Annotated in this window: 12 protein-coding genes; 6 read left to right on the top strand and 6 right to left on the bottom strand. The window is 54.2% G+C overall.

Translation table 11 applies throughout. The features are described 5' to 3' along the window. Positions 1 to 60: 60 nt before the first annotated feature. The 4 genes from clpA to K6123_RS06665 form a co-directional block, all read right to left on the bottom strand. Entirely contained in the window at positions 61 to 2,328 is a 2,268-nt protein-coding gene (gene clpA, locus K6123_RS06680; protein WP_221795480.1) for an ATP-dependent Clp protease ATP-binding subunit ClpA, read from the bottom strand. A gap of 11 nt (positions 2,329 to 2,339) precedes the next feature. Then, complete coding sequence (gene clpS / locus K6123_RS06675) at positions 2,340 to 2,666, bottom strand: ATP-dependent Clp protease adapter ClpS (RefSeq protein ID WP_246624646.1); 327 nt, start codon at positions 2,664 to 2,666, stop codon at positions 2,340 to 2,342. A gap of 50 nt (positions 2,667 to 2,716) precedes the next feature. Continuing rightward, the gene (locus K6123_RS23500) at positions 2,717 to 3,154 is read right to left on the bottom strand and encodes a hypothetical protein (protein WP_425517701.1); all 438 of its coding nucleotides are present in this window, start codon (positions 3,152 to 3,154) and stop codon (positions 2,717 to 2,719) included. A gap of 102 nt (positions 3,155 to 3,256) precedes the next feature. After that, complete coding sequence (locus K6123_RS06665; RefSeq protein ID WP_221795472.1) at positions 3,257 to 5,485, bottom strand: NADP-dependent isocitrate dehydrogenase; 2,229 nt, start codon at positions 5,483 to 5,485, stop codon at positions 3,257 to 3,259. Positions 5,486 to 5,730: 245 nt separating this feature from the next. Here K6123_RS06665 and K6123_RS06660 point away from each other — a divergent pair, with 245 nt between their 5' ends. The 5 genes from K6123_RS06660 (at position 5,731) to dusA (ending at position 9,706) form a co-directional block, all read left to right on the top strand. Further along, entirely contained in the window at positions 5,731 to 6,417 is a 687-nt protein-coding gene (locus K6123_RS06660) for a pseudouridine synthase (protein ID WP_221795469.1), read from the top strand. A gap of 82 nt (positions 6,418 to 6,499) precedes the next feature. Next, positions 6,500 to 6,949, top strand: a complete 450-nt coding sequence (locus K6123_RS06655) for an NUDIX hydrolase (protein WP_221795466.1) — start codon at positions 6,500 to 6,502, stop codon at positions 6,947 to 6,949. Positions 6,950 to 6,953: 4 nt separating this feature from the next. Continuing rightward, positions 6,954 to 8,090, top strand: a complete 1,137-nt coding sequence (gene mnmA / locus K6123_RS06650; RefSeq protein WP_221795463.1) for a tRNA 2-thiouridine(34) synthase MnmA — start codon at positions 6,954 to 6,956, stop codon at positions 8,088 to 8,090. Beyond that, positions 8,083 to 8,706, top strand: a complete 624-nt coding sequence (gene hflD, locus K6123_RS06645; RefSeq protein ID WP_221795460.1) for a high frequency lysogenization protein HflD — start codon at positions 8,083 to 8,085, stop codon at positions 8,704 to 8,706. The genes mnmA and hflD overlap by 8 nt, the downstream gene beginning before the upstream one ends. A 10-nt stretch (positions 8,707 to 8,716) precedes the next feature. Further along, a complete protein-coding gene (gene dusA, locus K6123_RS06640) occupies positions 8,717 to 9,706 on the top strand; it encodes a tRNA dihydrouridine(20/20a) synthase DusA (protein ID WP_221795457.1) in 990 nt (329 codons plus the stop codon). A 53-nt stretch (positions 9,707 to 9,759) separates the two neighbouring features. On the opposite strand, the gene K6123_RS06635 is transcribed toward dusA, so the two are convergent. Next, on the bottom strand, positions 9,760 to 10,104 hold the full coding sequence (locus K6123_RS06635) for a rhodanese-like domain-containing protein (protein WP_221795454.1): 345 nt from the start codon (positions 10,102 to 10,104) through the stop codon (positions 9,760 to 9,762). A gap of 455 nt (positions 10,105 to 10,559) precedes the next feature. Between K6123_RS06635 and K6123_RS06630 the strand changes: the two genes are divergently transcribed. Continuing rightward, positions 10,560 to 10,736, top strand: a complete 177-nt coding sequence (locus K6123_RS06630) for a hypothetical protein (protein WP_221795451.1) — start codon at positions 10,560 to 10,562, stop codon at positions 10,734 to 10,736. Between the two features lie 19 nt (positions 10,737 to 10,755). Here the strand turns inward: K6123_RS06630 and K6123_RS06625 are convergent, their stop codons facing one another. Continuing rightward, positions 10,756 to 14,415: an ATP-binding protein gene (locus K6123_RS06625; protein WP_221795448.1), complete on the bottom strand. Its 3,660-nt coding sequence runs from the start codon at positions 14,413 to 14,415 to the stop codon at positions 10,756 to 10,758.

Below are 14,415 nucleotides of genomic sequence, written 5' to 3'. Positions count from 1 at the left end.
CAAAAGGCCTCGCAAGAGGCCTTTTTATTTGGGACTGCAGAAGTTTAACCGGCGAACCGGTTAAACAGCCGCGAGGGTTTCAGGTACGGCGATAACCAGCTCGCCATCTTCCACCCCAACATTGATGTCACCACCACCTGACAGTTCACCAAAGAGAATCTTTTCAGCCAGCGGCTTTTTGATCTTCTCTTGTACCAGGCGAGCCATTGGTCGTGCGCCCATTTTTTCGTCGTAGCCATTGGCTGCCAACCAGCGACGAGCCTCGTCATCCACATGCAGAGTGACGCGCTTGTCATCCAGCTGACCTTGCAGTTCCGCCAGGAACTTGTCGACCACGTGCAGAATGGTGTCGCGACCCAGTGCGGTAAACTGCACCACCGCATCCAGACGATTGCGGAACTCAGGCGTGAAGAATTTTTTCAGTTCTTCAGCACCATCCAGGCTGTGATCCTGCTGGGCAAAACCAATACTGGCGCGACTGATACGCTCCGCACCGGCGTTGGTGGTCATAATCAGGATAACGTTACGGAAATCCGTCTTGCGACCGTTGTTGTCCGTCAGGGTGCCGTGATCCATTACCTGCAGCAGAATGTTGAAGACTTCCGGGTGAGCCTTTTCAATCTCATCCAGCAGCAACACACAGTGCGGGGTTTTGTTCACCGCTTCGGTCAGCAAGCCACCCTGGTCATAACCCACATAACCCGGAGGCGCACCAATCAAACGGGAAACCGTATGGCGCTCCATGTACTCGGACATATCGAAGCGAATCAGCTCCATCCCCATAACATTGGCCAGCTGGCGTGAAACCTCGGTTTTACCCACACCGGTAGGACCGGCAAACAGGAATGAACCGATTGGCTTCTGTGGCGAGCTGAGACCAGCACGAGACATCTTGATCGCTGTAGACAGCGTCTGAATGGCTTCGTCCTGACCAAATACCACCATGCCCAGCTTGTCTTCCAGCTTGAACAGTAGCTCCTTGTCGTCGGCAGAAACACTCTTAGGCGGAATGCGGGCAATCGCCGCAATGACCTGCTCGATCTCAGCGACATTGATCTGTTTCTTGCGCTTGCTGAGCGGTAGCAGCTGTTGCAGGGCCCCCACTTCATCAATCACGTCAATTGCCTTGTCAGGCAGATTGCGATCAGTGATGTAACGATCAGACAGCTCGGCAGCTGCCTTGAGCGCCTTGTCGGTGTACTTGATGTTGTGGTGTTCTTCGAACTTGCTCTTCAGACCCTTGAGAATCTTGTAGGTATCTTCAACCGATGGCGCAGCCACATCAATTTTCTGGAAACGACGAGTCAGTGCACTGTCTTTTTCAAAAATGCCGCGGAATTCGGTAAAAGTTGTTGAGCCGATACAGCGAATTTCGCCAGAGCTCAGCATTGGCTTGAGCAGGTTGCTGGCATCCATAACGCCGCCAGAAGCTGCACCCGCACCAATGATAGTGTGGATTTCGTCGATAAACAGAATGCCATGAGGCTGACGTTTCAGCTCGGCCAGCAGGGACTTCAGACGCTTCTCGAAATCCCCCCGATACTTGGTGCCAGCCAGCAAGGCGCCCATGTCGAGGCTATAGACAACAGCATTCTCGATCACTTCTGGTACTTCGCCATCAACTATACGCTTGGCCAGACCTTCGACAATGGCGGTCTTGCCAACACCGGAGTCGCCAACCAACAAGGGGTTGTTTTTACGGCGACGAGACAGAATCTGTACCAGTCGACTGACTTCCTGATCACGGCCGATCAGAGGATCGATCTTGCCGTCTCGAGCCAGTTTGTTGAGGTTGGTGGCGTACCCTTCCAGCGCATTGCTGGCACTGCTTTCACCCTCTTCGTCCATTTGTTCGCTGGCCGGATTGGCGCCGGCATCACCTTCCTGACCAGCCACTTTGGAAATGCCATGAGAGATGTAATTCACGACATCAATACGTGCAATGTTCTGTTGTTTGAGGAAATAAACGGCCTGGCTTTCCTGCTCGCTGAAAATCGCGACCAGGACATTGGCTCCGGTGACTTCTGCCTTGCCGGATGACTGCACATGAAAAACGGCTCGTTGCAGAACGCGCTGAAAGCCCAGGGTTGGCTGGGTTTCACGCTCGTCGTCGGTTTCTGGAATCAATGGAGTTGTGGCATCTACAAAGTCGGTCAACTCCTTGCGCAAGCGGGGCACATCTGCACCACAGGCGCCCAGCACCGCAGATGCGGCTTCGTTATCCAGCAAAGCCAGCAACAGGTGCTCTACCGTCATGAACTCATGACGTTTGGAGCGAGCATCCTTGAACGCCTCGTTAAGAGTAAGCTCGAGCTCTTTGTTCAGCATTAATCGTCCCCCTAGTCTTCCACGGGTGCTATCTCGCACAGCAATGGGTGCTGGCACTCTCTTGCATATTGATTCACCAATTCAGATTTGGTTTCCGCAATATCTTTGGTGTAGATAGCGCAAACCGCACTTCCCTTGGTATGAACCGCCAGCATGATATGCGTCGCCTGTTCAGGGCTTTTGCTAAAAAACCGCTGCAGCACTTCGACGACGAACTCCATTGGAGTGTAGTCATCATTGAGCATGATCACACTGTACATGGCAGGGCGCTTCAGTTGCGGATCGGCATGTTGCACAGCAACACCACCATCCGAATCATCGCCTGTCTGTTGGCTCATGATTAAGTCTAGTTGAGTTTCAGATGTGAGGTACATAGCAGTATTCAAGATTAACGTGTCAGGAAATCATACCGGGGGTTGCCGCCGCACTCTAGCCGCTTGACGGCTGCGGCGATGAGTTTTAGTGTATTGCCACCCAACCATTGCCCCATGTGTGCAGTCACGAACAAGGAGGTGTCGCAATGAAGACCGGGAAAGTCAAATGGTTCAACAACGCCAAAGGCTATGGATTTATCCTCGCAGATGACAGCGAAGAGGATCTTTTCGCCCATTATTCCACGATTATCATGGATGGCTACCGCACTCTGAAGGCGGGCCAGGCGGTTCAATTCGAAACCAAACCAAGTGACAAAGGCCTTCACGCGATCAATATTCGCGCCCTCGACGAAGAGCCGGTCAGCAGCGAAAGTGAAAATTCCCAGCAAGCCTGATGTTTTGACGATGCCGACAATTTGTTGGCATCTGCCATTCATGACACTGATCATCATGACGCTCAGTGGAACTGTGTTATTTCGAGCCGACTGAATATTTTTTGAAAGACATAAAAAAAGACCGCCATTTGGCGGTCTTTTTTGTTGCCCGGTGACTGATTAACCAGCCAGACCATCAATAATGGCATTCAGGGTCGCGCTTGGGCGCATCACCTGAGCCGCCAGGGTGCGGTCGATCTTGTAATAACCGCCGACGTCAGTGGACTTACCCTGAACAGCCAGCAGTTCTTCAATGATCTTGCCTTCGTTGTCAGACATGGCTTTGTAAACATCAGCAAAAGTTGCTTTCAGTTCAGCATCGTCATTCTGTGCTGCCAGTGCTTCTGCCCAGTACATAGCCAGGTAGAAGTGAGAGCCACGGTTATCAATACCGCCAACACGACGTGATGGAGACTTGTTTTCAACCAGGAATTTGGCGGTTGCCTGATCCAGGGTTTTGCCCAGGATTGCGGCTTTAGGGTTGCTGGCGAAATCAGACAGGTGCTCCAGGGAAGCAGCCAGTGCCATGAACTCACCCAGTGAATCCCAACGCAGGTAGTTTTCGCTCAGCAGCTGCTCAACGTGCTTCGGTGCAGAACCGCCAGCGCCAGTTTCGAACAGGCCACCACCATTCATCAGCGGAACGATGGACAGCATTTTGGCTGAAGTGCCCAGCTCCAGAATCGGGAACAGGTCAGTCAGGTAGTCACGCAGCACGTTACCGGTAACAGAAATGGTGTTTTCACCTTTCTTCATACGCTCCATGGAGAACAGAGTCGCTTCTTCCGGAGCCATAATGCGGATATCCAGACCAGCGGTGTCGAACTCTGGCAGGTAGGCGTTAACTTTCTTGATCAGCTCAGCGTCATGCGCACGCTCAGGGTTCAGCCAGAAGATGGTTGGCCAGCCAGTTGCGCGAGCGCGGTTAACGGCCAGCTTCACCCAATCCTTGATTGGCGCATCTTTCACCTGACACATACGCCAGATATCACCCGCTTCTACTGCGTGAGACATCAGCACATTGCCATCTGCATCAACCACGCGCATGGTGCCAGCGGCGGCAGCTTCGAAAGTCTTGTCGTGTGAACCGTATTCTTCAGCCTTCTGAGCCATCAGACCAACGTTTGGTACGGTACCCATGGTGCGAGGATCGAAAGCACCGTTCTTCTTGCAGAAGTCGATAGCTTGCTGGTAAACGCCAGCGTAGCAACGGTCTGGAATCATCGCGATGGTATCTTCCAACTCGCCAGCCTTGTTCCACATTTTGCCAGATGAACGAATCATGGCAGGCATGGAAGCATCAACGATCACGTCGTTTGGTACGTGCAGGTTGGTGATGCCCTTGTCGGAGTTAACCATCGCCAGGTCGGCACGAGCTGCGTATTCAGCAGCGATATCCGCTTCGATTTCGGCGCGTTCTGCTTCTGGCAGAGTGGCGATCTTGGCCAGCACGTCACCAAAACCGTTTTTGGTGTTTACGCCCAGCTCGGCAAATTTGGCAGCGTGCTTTTCAAACACGTCGCTGAAGAATACGGAAACTGCGTGGCCAAACATGATTGGGTCAGAAACCTTCATCATGGTAGCTTTCAGGTGCAGAGACAGCAGTACGCCTTCGTCTTTGGCTTCCTGGGCGGCCTTGGCGTAGAACTCACGCAGCTTGGCAACGCTCATGCGGGAAGAGTCGATTACTTCACCTGGCAGCAGTTTCAGTTCTTTCAGAACCTTGACGTCATCGCCTTCAACCATTTCGATACGAACGGTTTTGGCGTCAGCAACAGTGACTGCCAGTTCGCTGCCGTAGAAGTCGCCGTCTTCCATGTGAGCAACACGGGATTTGGAATCAGCAGACCATTCACCCATGGAGTGTGGGTTGGCACGAGCGTAGGCTTTAACAGACTCTGGAGCACGACGGTCGGAGTTACCTTCACGCAGTACAGGGTTTACAGCACTACCCTTGACGCGGTCGAAACGGGCCTGGATTTCTTTTTCTTCAGCAGTGTTGGCAGAAGCCGGGTAATCTGGCAGAGCGTAACCCTTGGCTTGCAGTTCTTTAACTGCAGCAACCAGCTGAGGAACAGAAGCACTGATGTTTGGCAGTTTGATGATGTTGGCTTCAGGAGTCTGGGCCAGCTCGCCCAAGTAAGCCAGATCGTCAGACTGACGCTGTTCTTCCGTCAGGTAGTCAGGGAATTGGGACAGAATGCGACCGGCCAGAGAGATGTCACGCACTTCCATTTCGATGCCAGACTGGGAAGCAAAAGCCTGAACAATCGGGAGCAAGGAATAGGTCGCCAATGCTGGCGCTTCATCGGTCTCGGTATAAATAATCGTTGGATTCTTGGTAGACATTCTTACTCCTAATTGAGCTGTTATTGCTATGGCGCCTGGCCCCTCCCACAGTCGCTTGTGGCGATTGTGCTTTGGTAGGAGGCCCAAAACGTAGGTTAAACAGGAGCAGGGTTGCCGCCCCTGTTGGAACACTGCCGGTCCCGGCGGCATTCCAGTCTCAAAATCGGCGCATAATTTGTAGTTTTTCTACAAAAAATGCAAGCTAGACCATTGGTTAAGTAGTTTTCTTACAACAGTATCGACACATGTCCAAATTGATTCTTTTGAATAAGCCATTCAATGTTTTGTCGCAGTTCACTGATTCCAGCGATCGGGCCACACTTGCGACCTACATCGACCTGCCGGGTGTCTATCCGGCCGGACGACTGGACCATGATTCCGAGGGATTACTACTCCTGACCGATGACGGCCAGCTCCAGGCTCGCATCGCCAACCCCAATCACAAGATGGAAAAGACCTATTGGGTACAGGTCGAAGGCACTCCTTCCAGTGAATCCATTGATCAATTGATTCGCGGCGTTACGCTCAAGGATGGCCCCACCCGACCCGCCAAGGTCCGACTACTACCAGAGCCACAACTGTGGGCAAGGAATCCCCCCATTCGCCAGCGTCTGAATGATGAAACCAGCTGGCTGGAAATCAAGATCAGTGAAGGTCGTAACCGTCAGGTTCGACGTATGACGGCACATATTGGTCACCCAACCTTGCGTCTTGTCAGGGTTCAGATTGGCCCCTGGACCATTGAGGGGCTGCAGCCCGGCGAATACCGTGTCGAACAGATCAACATGCCAGCCCCGGCAAACAACGCCCGGCCGAAGCGACCAGGCAGCTCAGGCACGAGCAAACCCCGTAATAGCAATCAGGCGACCAGCAAGACTGGTAATAAACGCAGCCGGCAAACGCCGTCGACCAAATCAACCAAACGACGCTAGCGCTGTCATTCAGAGGCCATCCCTGTTGGGCGACCGGGCAGCTTTCGTATATCATGGCGACCCAATTTGATCTGGAGTAACTATGAGCGAACGCTGGACGCCCCATGCAACGGTTGCCGTTGTTGCTGAACGCGACGGTAAATTCCTGATGGTGGAAGAGATCAGTGATGGCCAGCGTGTCATCAATCAGCCTGCGGGCCATATCGAAGCGAACGAAGCCATCCTGGATGCCGTCATTCGCGAAAGCATTGAAGAAACCGGCTGGCAAGTAAAACCAACCGCCCTGATTGGCCTCTATACCTACACCGCACCCGCCAATGGCATCACCTATCATCGCTATTGTTTTGCCGGTGAGCCGATTCAGGCGATTCCGGATGCACAGCTGGACGACGGCATTGTCGGACCACGCTGGATGAGCATTGAAGAATTGCGCGACTGCCCCAACCTTCGCAGTCAAATGGTTCTGACTTGTATCGAAGATTACCTGTCAGGCAAGCACTACCCACTGGATGTGATTACAGAGCACCCTTAAGCAGATGTCTAACCAGAACACCAAAGTCATCGTCGGCATGTCCGGCGGGGTCGACTCTTCCGTTTCAGCCTACCTGTTGATGCAACAGGGTTATCAGGTTGAAGGCCTGTTTATGAAAAACTGGGATGAAGATGACGGCACGGAATACTGCACCGCCAAGGAAGATCTGGCCGATGCCCAGGCCGTTTGTGACAAGCTGGGCATCAAGCTGCATCAGGCCAACTTTGCCGCCGAATACTGGGACAATGTGTTCGAGTACTTCCTTGCCGAATACAAGGCTGGCCGTACACCAAATCCGGACATCCTCTGTAACCGCGAAATCAAGTTCAAGGCATTCCTCGAATACGCCAAAGTACTGGGTGCTGATCTGATCGCTACCGGGCACTATGTCCAACGCCATGACACCGACGACGGCAAGACATTGCTGTTGAAGGGCCTTGACGACAACAAGGACCAGAGCTACTTCCTGCACGCCGTCGCCGGCACTGAAATCGCCCAGACCCTGTTCCCCGTCGGTGAACTGGAAAAACCGGAAGTACGCCGTATCGCCGAAGAACAAGGTCTAGCCACAGCCAAGAAGAAAGACTCCACTGGCATCTGCTTTATTGGTGAACGTCGCTTCCGCGACTTCCTCAAGCAGTACCTGCCAGCTCAGCCGGGGAAAATCGAAACGCCAGACGGCGACGTCATTGGTGAGCACCAGGGGCTGATGTACCACACTCTCGGCCAGCGTCAGGGGCTAGGTATCGGCGGCTTGTCGAACTACTCCGAAGACCCCTGGTTTGTGGCAGGAAAAGACCTAGAACGCAATGTGCTGATCGCAGTACAGGGCAAGAATCACCCGTTGCTGTTCAAGGACTGGCTCACCACCGGCGAAATTTTCTGGGTCAATGGCGAACCGGCTGAGCTGCCACTGCAGTGCACCGCCAAGGTCCGTTACCGCCAGGACGATCAGGACTGCCGCATCGAGCGGGCCGACCAGAATGGTAAAATCGGCTACCGCATTGTTTTTGATCAGCCACAGCGTGCTGTGACGCCCGGCCAATCCGTTGTGCTCTACTCCGGCAACGTTTGCCTGGGTGGCGGCGTGATTGAAACCACTGGCACTGCAGACCAAACCACAGGAGGCAACCATGGCTGATCGTCGCGAACAAGCCATCGCCATGGCTGCCATCGTCCAGGCCGCAACGCTGGTTGAAGAGCTCGCTCGCACCGGAGACATGTCCAACAAGGACGCAGCCCCCCTGCTTGCCAGCCTGTTTGTGCAAAACCCGGATCGCTTCGATGATATCTACGGCGATGCTGCGCGCACGCTGGAACCCGGCATGCGCAGTTTTGTAACCCTGGCCTCTGGCCAGGGCTCTGGCATCAGCCCGGACGTTACCCGCTACGTCGTTGCCATCCTTAACCTGGAAGGCAAGCTACGTCGCAACCAGGCCATGATTGGCGAACTGGGCGACGGCATTCAGCAGGCATCACGCCAGGCTGAGCACTTTGACATCACCCACGAAAACACCGTTGCAGCACTGGCGGATCTCTACAAGCGCACCCTCAGTAATCTCAGCTACCGCATTCACGTCACCGGCAACCCAACCCACCTGCAGAACCCCCTGACCGCCAATCGCGTCCGGGCACTGCTGCTGGCAGGTATCCGTGCGGCGATCTTGTGGCGCCAGGTTGGCGGCCGCCGCTGGCAGCTCCTGCTGTCTCGCAAACAGTACCTCAACGAATTGAAATCCCTGCTTGATCGCTCGTGACCCTGACGCTATGACCCTCAATCGACGTTTTACCACCGCACCCATGATGGACTGGAGCGACCGCCACTGCCGTTACTTCTGGCGTCAGCTCAGCAAAGATGCCGTGCTTTACACTGAAATGGTGACCACTGGCGCGTTGATTCACGGCAATCGTGAGCGTTTTCTGGAATACAACGACATTGAGCACCCGCTGGCATTGCAGCTCGGTGGCAGCAAGCCGGATGAGCTGGCCCAGTGTGCCCGCTTTGCTGAAGAATGGGGCTATGACGAGGTCAACCTCAACGTTGGCTGCCCCAGTGACCGGGTGCAGAATAATATGATTGGCGCCTGCCTGATGGGCCACCCGCAACTGGTGGCCGACTGCATCAAGGCCATGATGGACAGCTGCACCATTCCGGTCACCATCAAGCACCGCATTGGCATTGATGAGCTGGACAGCTACGAATACATGCGGGACTTTGTTGGCACAATCGCCGAAACCGGTTGCAACGTATTTATCGTTCACGCCCGCAAGGCGATTCTGCAAGGCTTGTCACCCAAAGAGAATCGAGAGATTCCGCCGCTGAAATACGATTACGTTTATCGTCTGAAACAGGAGTTTCCGGAACTGGAAATTCTGATTAACGGTGGCCTGCAGACTCATGAGCAATGCCAACAGGCCTTGCAGCACGTCGATGGCGTAATGCTTGGTCGTGAAGCCTACCACTCGCCGGAAGTACTGATGCAGGTTGATCAACGCTACTACCAGCAAACCAATGAAGCAGCGCTGACAGAGGTGGCTGGCGAGCAGAAAGCAGCAGCTATTCGTGCACTCTACCCCTACATTGAAGAGCAGCTACAGCAAGGTGCACTATTACATCACATCAGTCGTCACACGCTGGGGCTGTTTCAGGCTCAATCCGGTGCTCGTCTGTATCGCCGCCATTTGAGCGAAAATGCCCATAAAAAAGGCGCTGGCCCGGAAGTCATGGACGCCGCGCTGGCGCACATGGGTTACTGAGCCCTGCCAATACAAGCCTGGCCAGCAAATCACCACCGGCCAGGTTCTTCTGATTATTGTGGATGCGCCACTTGCCAGCCCCTGGCACCATCCAAATCCCGCACATTGGTCATATTGCTATAACCCATGGACTCCAGGGTTTTAATGGCCATGCCAGCACGACGGCCAGAGCGGCAATAAACCACCAATTCATCATCCTGCTTTAACCCGGCAGCCGCCGCTCGCTCACCAATTTGATCAAAGGGAATATTGATCGCCCCTTCCAGATGCCCTTGCTGAAATTCCTGCGGCGTTCGCACATCAAGATATACACGGTCAGCCAGCGCAGCGGCCGAAAAGCTGCTCAGAGCTGCCACCACGGCGGTTATCGAGCCAATGGAACAGAGTTTTTTAATCATTTGTAAATTCTCCGGTTTTACTGCGTTATCCGGCTTGCCGAGGCATTTCTGCATCAAAGACACCATTTTGAGCCAAATTCTGGCCATAATTCAATCGATCCATACTTGCGACCTATCACATAAATAAAACGAATAACGAATATTTATGATAGGCTCTTGCCCTCGCTGAGATCCATGTCCATCTAGCAACAGGAAACAAGATGTCACGTTCAAGCTTCAGACCCGTAAATCGTCCAGTCCGCACCCCAAGTATGGCCGCGCCACGCTTCGCTCAAGCGAAAGAGCAGCACCATCAGCCGACATCCCAAATGAACAACAATGTAGCCAAAGGAAATAATCAACCGAACAAAGGCTGATTATTGATTCGTTGCATAGTTATATCCAAACGGTAAAATCACCGAATTCCATTTATCCGGATGATTTCTATGGATTTATTATGCGGCAGACCAACAGGAATGGCCCTCGCGGCTGTGGTTATCACCCTGATGACCAGCGCTTGCTCAAGCCCGGGCCATAGCTCAGAAGGCGAAGAGCCCGTCACAGCAAAAACCGACACCGCACAGCCGGTAAAAACCACCACCCTGTTTTATCAGGGTCACGGTGAATCCCGCTCGGTAACGACTGCCGACTAATCGGCAGCCGCCCCACTTTTCAGCCGAACTCCGCCATAAAATCCAGCCCCGCCTGGTGGCGAATGGTCTTGCGGTGGTTGGCCCACAATTCCTGAATGCGTTCCTGGTTACATTTCTGCCGGTCAACCAGAACACGGGTCTTCAATTCACCGGTCTGCTGGTCACCCAGCAACGGAATCTTGCTGAACACAAACTGGTTGGAAATCATGTCCATAAACGGCCCGGACTTACTGGTCGGCATAATAAACAACAACTGTAAACCAAGGCTTTCGGTCAGATAGTTGATCACCTCTTTTGAGCGCGCCTCGTCCATTTTCGAGAAGGCCTCATCGACCAGTACCATACGCAGGTGGGTGTCGCCTTCATTGAAACGGAATGCCGAAGTGATCGCCGCAGAGCGAATAATGTAAGCCGGTGTTTCCAGCTGGCCACCAGAGCCGGTGCCGTACTGACTCAGGGCAATCGGGTCCTTGTTGGCCGGCTGCTTGTAGATTTCATAGCTGCGGTAGTTGCGATAATCAGATATACGCTCCAGCTCGCGCATGGCCTTCTGTTCATCTTCATCCAGCAGCATGGCAATCAGGCGGTCTCGCACCTTCAGCGCAGACTTTGGCAAATCAGCATCAAACAGCGTTGCCCCTTCACCCAGGGTCGGGTTTTTGATCACCTCTTCGAAGAACTGCCAGTATTCCTTGTATTCCGGCACCCACTCCCAGTCAAACCAGTAGCATTCCTGGTCAGCACCAAAACGGTGGTGCGCCAACTCCCGATTCAGCTCTTCCAGCACCCGCTTGCCGTCGTTAATCGACTGATAGATGGAGTGGCAGAGGTTGGTCACAAAGGCGTTGTTAAAGCTCTCGCGCAGCTTTTGCAGCTGATCCTGCTTGGCCACCAGAATGTTGTTCTTGAGGCGGTTATGAACCCGTTCAATCTCCCGCGTCAGGCCACAGAGGGTTTTGAAAAACACCTCGCTGTGTTCATGACGGTAGTCCGGGCTGTAAACAATCGCATCAATGGTCTGGCAGCTCTGGTTGTGTTCGGCAATATGCCGCTCGACTTCGTAAGCGATTGAATTCAGTTCCTGCACAATCGCCTGTGCCTGCTTCTGCAAGCTGTCCGCCGAGTTGGATGACGCCTCACGGTCGGCATTTTCCAGCGCCTGCTCAAGATCCAGATCCGGCCACAGGGAAGCCACCTGACGCAGCGCCGCTTCGGCTTTGTCAGCCAGCTCGGAGGTCTGCTCCTGATGATCACTCAACTGCTTGCAGCGCAGCTCGATGTCCTTTAATTGCTGCGCCAGGCTGCCCAGCAAACCATCCAGTTCGCGGATGCGCAGATCCTGCTCATCCGCTTTTTGCTTGAGTTGATCAAATTCATGTTCAACTTCAGAAAAGTCTGACAAGTCTATGTTTTCAAGAGATTTTTCTGATTTCTGAAGCTGGTAGTGCGTATCCAGCATCTGCTGCATCTGGTCGCCAAAGTCGAGCTGGCGCAGCAGGTTGATAGCATCCAGTAACTGACTGGCTTCTTTCAGACTGCTGGCGGCCTCATTGGCCTGCACACCGAGCAGCTGCAATTCATTTTGCTTGGCCAGCATCGCCCGTTCACGGGCAGCAGCACCAAACACCAGCTCGGCATCGTCGATATCACAGCGATAGATGGAATAGGAACCGGAGCCGAGGCCATCACAGGTCAGGCCCCGACGGGTCGACTTCAGCGCCTGTGCATCAGCCACCTGCTCGACGCTGCCGTAGCTGGCATGCAGATAAGCGCGCGCTGTAGCGTGTTCGAATTCCAGCACGTCCATGATGGAGTTATCCGGCAAGCGGATACGATCAGCATCCTTGCGAGCCTTTTCGCCCTGGATGACCCGCGCCTTGCTACCACCCGGAATCGCTCGCAGAATGCGTGCCGCCTCGGCTTCAAATTCCGGCTCCACAATAATGCTGAAACGGGCCCCGCCAATATAGCCTTCGATGGCACTTTGCCACTCGCCTTCGGTCACCGAGACGTAATCCGCCAACACCCTTGGGTCAGCTTCCGGGCACTCGCGCCGGATAAACTCCAGCGCCTGGCGCACGAAGCCGGGATAATTCATCTGACGGGCTTCAAGGCTGTCGATGTCGGCCTGCTTCTGCTCCAGTCGAGCGCGCAGCTGCTGCAGTCGCTGCTCGCGACGATCCACCACCCGGCTGATCTGCTCACGAATCGACAAACCGGAAGACTCCAGCTCGGCATCGTGGAACCGCATACGCCAACTGTTCATCAGACCCTGCTGCAGGCGGGCGGCATCCAGATGCTGCTCCAGCGGAGACAGGTCAATCCAGTCCTTGCCGAGCAGCTTGCGCAGGTCAATGCTGTCCTGGTCCTTGATCGCCAACACCTGTTTGATTTGATCGCTCAGGCCACGACTGGCCAGTGACGGAATCTCCAGCGCCAGGCTGCTTTTCTGCATGCTGTTATGGATCAACTCAGAAGCGCGCAAAGAGGCCTGCAGCAACTGATCCTGCTCCAGCAATGGCAGCGCCTGACGTTGCAGGTCCTGCTTGCATTGCTCAATCGACTTTTCAGCAGCATCCTTGTCCTGCAAGGCACTGATACCCAGACGCTTGGCTTCCAGACCAATCAACTGTTCCCGCAAGCTGGTGCGCCGTTGCTGGGCAACTTCCCGCTCCTGCTCGGCATTTTTCAGTTGCTGACGCAGATTCTGTTGCTGTTCCTTGGCACCGAGATAACCCTTCTGATCTTCCAGAAAACGGCTTTTGGCGGCGGTATAACCCAACACCTGATGCTCAAGCCACTGGTCGATGTAACGGGAAGACGCCCCGGATGCCAGATTCAGCCGTTCAATAGTGGCCGCCAGCTGACGGGATTCGGACTCCATCGCATGGATGGTTTTCATCAGGTCAGATACCGAGCGAATGGCATCGCCCAGATCGCGCTGTTCGAGAATCTCGTTGGCGACAAAACCATTGATGCTTTTGACCGGCTTGTAGGCCATAAAGCGCGAAAAGGTACGCGCTGCGTTGATAGCTTCGCGTTCGCTGACGGCGTCAAACCGCCCACGCAAGGCACCGTACAGGCGGCGCAGGTATTGTTTTTTGGTGTCGTACTGTTCGACGTTCAGGGCACCGGCAGCGTTATCCCGGCCAAGACGGTTCTGCAGCCAGTTCCGAAGCTTGCCGAGCGGTACAACCAGGCGCTGCCCTTGCTTATTTTCCTGCAAAAAATCCGACAGTGTCAGCTGCTCACCCGCAACGACGTAGAACTGGATGTCATTCTGGCGGGCTACCGGCTGACTGCCAGCCCGATCCAGCGAGGCTGACACCCCAATAATGGCCGTAAAAGCTTCACCCGGTTCGTTTTTGGTGGGATGAAACACCGCTGCCAGATAACCCACTGCGCCCTGGGGCCGCGCATAACTGCCGTCGTCACAACCGAGCACATAACTGGCGAGCGTGCGGACATTCTTGCCGCGCCCGCGCTGGGTTGCTTCATCCTGACCCGGGTTGTAGTTGAACAGCGTGTCGTGTGCGGCCGTCATAATGGTCTGAATCGCGTCGGCGGCCGTGGTCTTGCCAGAGCCGTTACCACCTGACAGCAGATTGATCGGACCGAATTCAAATTCACTGGCCGGAATATTGCCCCAGTTCACATAGATAAATTTCTTCAGAAACAT

This window comes from Oceanobacter mangrovi (assembly GCF_019740315.1).
Lineage (GTDB): Bacteria > Pseudomonadota > Gammaproteobacteria > Pseudomonadales > Oceanobacteraceae > Oceanobacter > Oceanobacter mangrovi.
The sequence above is the reverse complement of the archived record's forward strand: the minus strand, read 5'-3'. Positions and strand labels throughout refer to the sequence as shown.

Excerpts from the sequence above, each read along its gene's own strand:
- clpA (WP_221795480.1), bottom strand. The coding sequence starts at position 2,328 with ATGCTGAACAAAGAGCTCGAGCTTACTCTTAACGAGGCGTTCAAGGAT.
- clpS (WP_246624646.1), bottom strand. The coding sequence starts at position 2,666 with ATGAGCCAACAGACAGGCGATGATTCGGATGGTGGTGTTGCTGTGCAA.
- K6123_RS23500 (WP_425517701.1), bottom strand. The coding sequence starts at position 3,154 with ATGATGATCAGTGTCATGAATGGCAGATGCCAACAAATTGTCGGCATC.
- K6123_RS06665 (WP_221795472.1), bottom strand. The coding sequence starts at position 5,485 with ATGTCTACCAAGAATCCAACGATTATTTATACCGAGACCGATGAAGCG.
- K6123_RS06660 (WP_221795469.1), top strand. The coding sequence starts at position 5,731 with ATGTCCAAATTGATTCTTTTGAATAAGCCATTCAATGTTTTGTCGCAG.
- K6123_RS06655 (WP_221795466.1), top strand. The coding sequence starts at position 6,500 with ATGAGCGAACGCTGGACGCCCCATGCAACGGTTGCCGTTGTTGCTGAA.
- mnmA (WP_221795463.1), top strand. The coding sequence starts at position 6,954 with ATGTCTAACCAGAACACCAAAGTCATCGTCGGCATGTCCGGCGGGGTC.
- hflD (WP_221795460.1), top strand. The coding sequence starts at position 8,083 with ATGGCTGATCGTCGCGAACAAGCCATCGCCATGGCTGCCATCGTCCAG.
- dusA (WP_221795457.1), top strand. The coding sequence starts at position 8,717 with ATGACCCTCAATCGACGTTTTACCACCGCACCCATGATGGACTGGAGC.
- K6123_RS06635 (WP_221795454.1), bottom strand. The coding sequence starts at position 10,104 with ATGATTAAAAAACTCTGTTCCATTGGCTCGATAACCGCCGTGGTGGCA.
- K6123_RS06630 (WP_221795451.1), top strand. The coding sequence starts at position 10,560 with ATGGCCCTCGCGGCTGTGGTTATCACCCTGATGACCAGCGCTTGCTCA.
- K6123_RS06625 (WP_221795448.1), bottom strand. The coding sequence starts at position 14,415 with ATGTTTCTGAAGAAATTTATCTATGTGAACTGGGGCAATATTCCGGCC.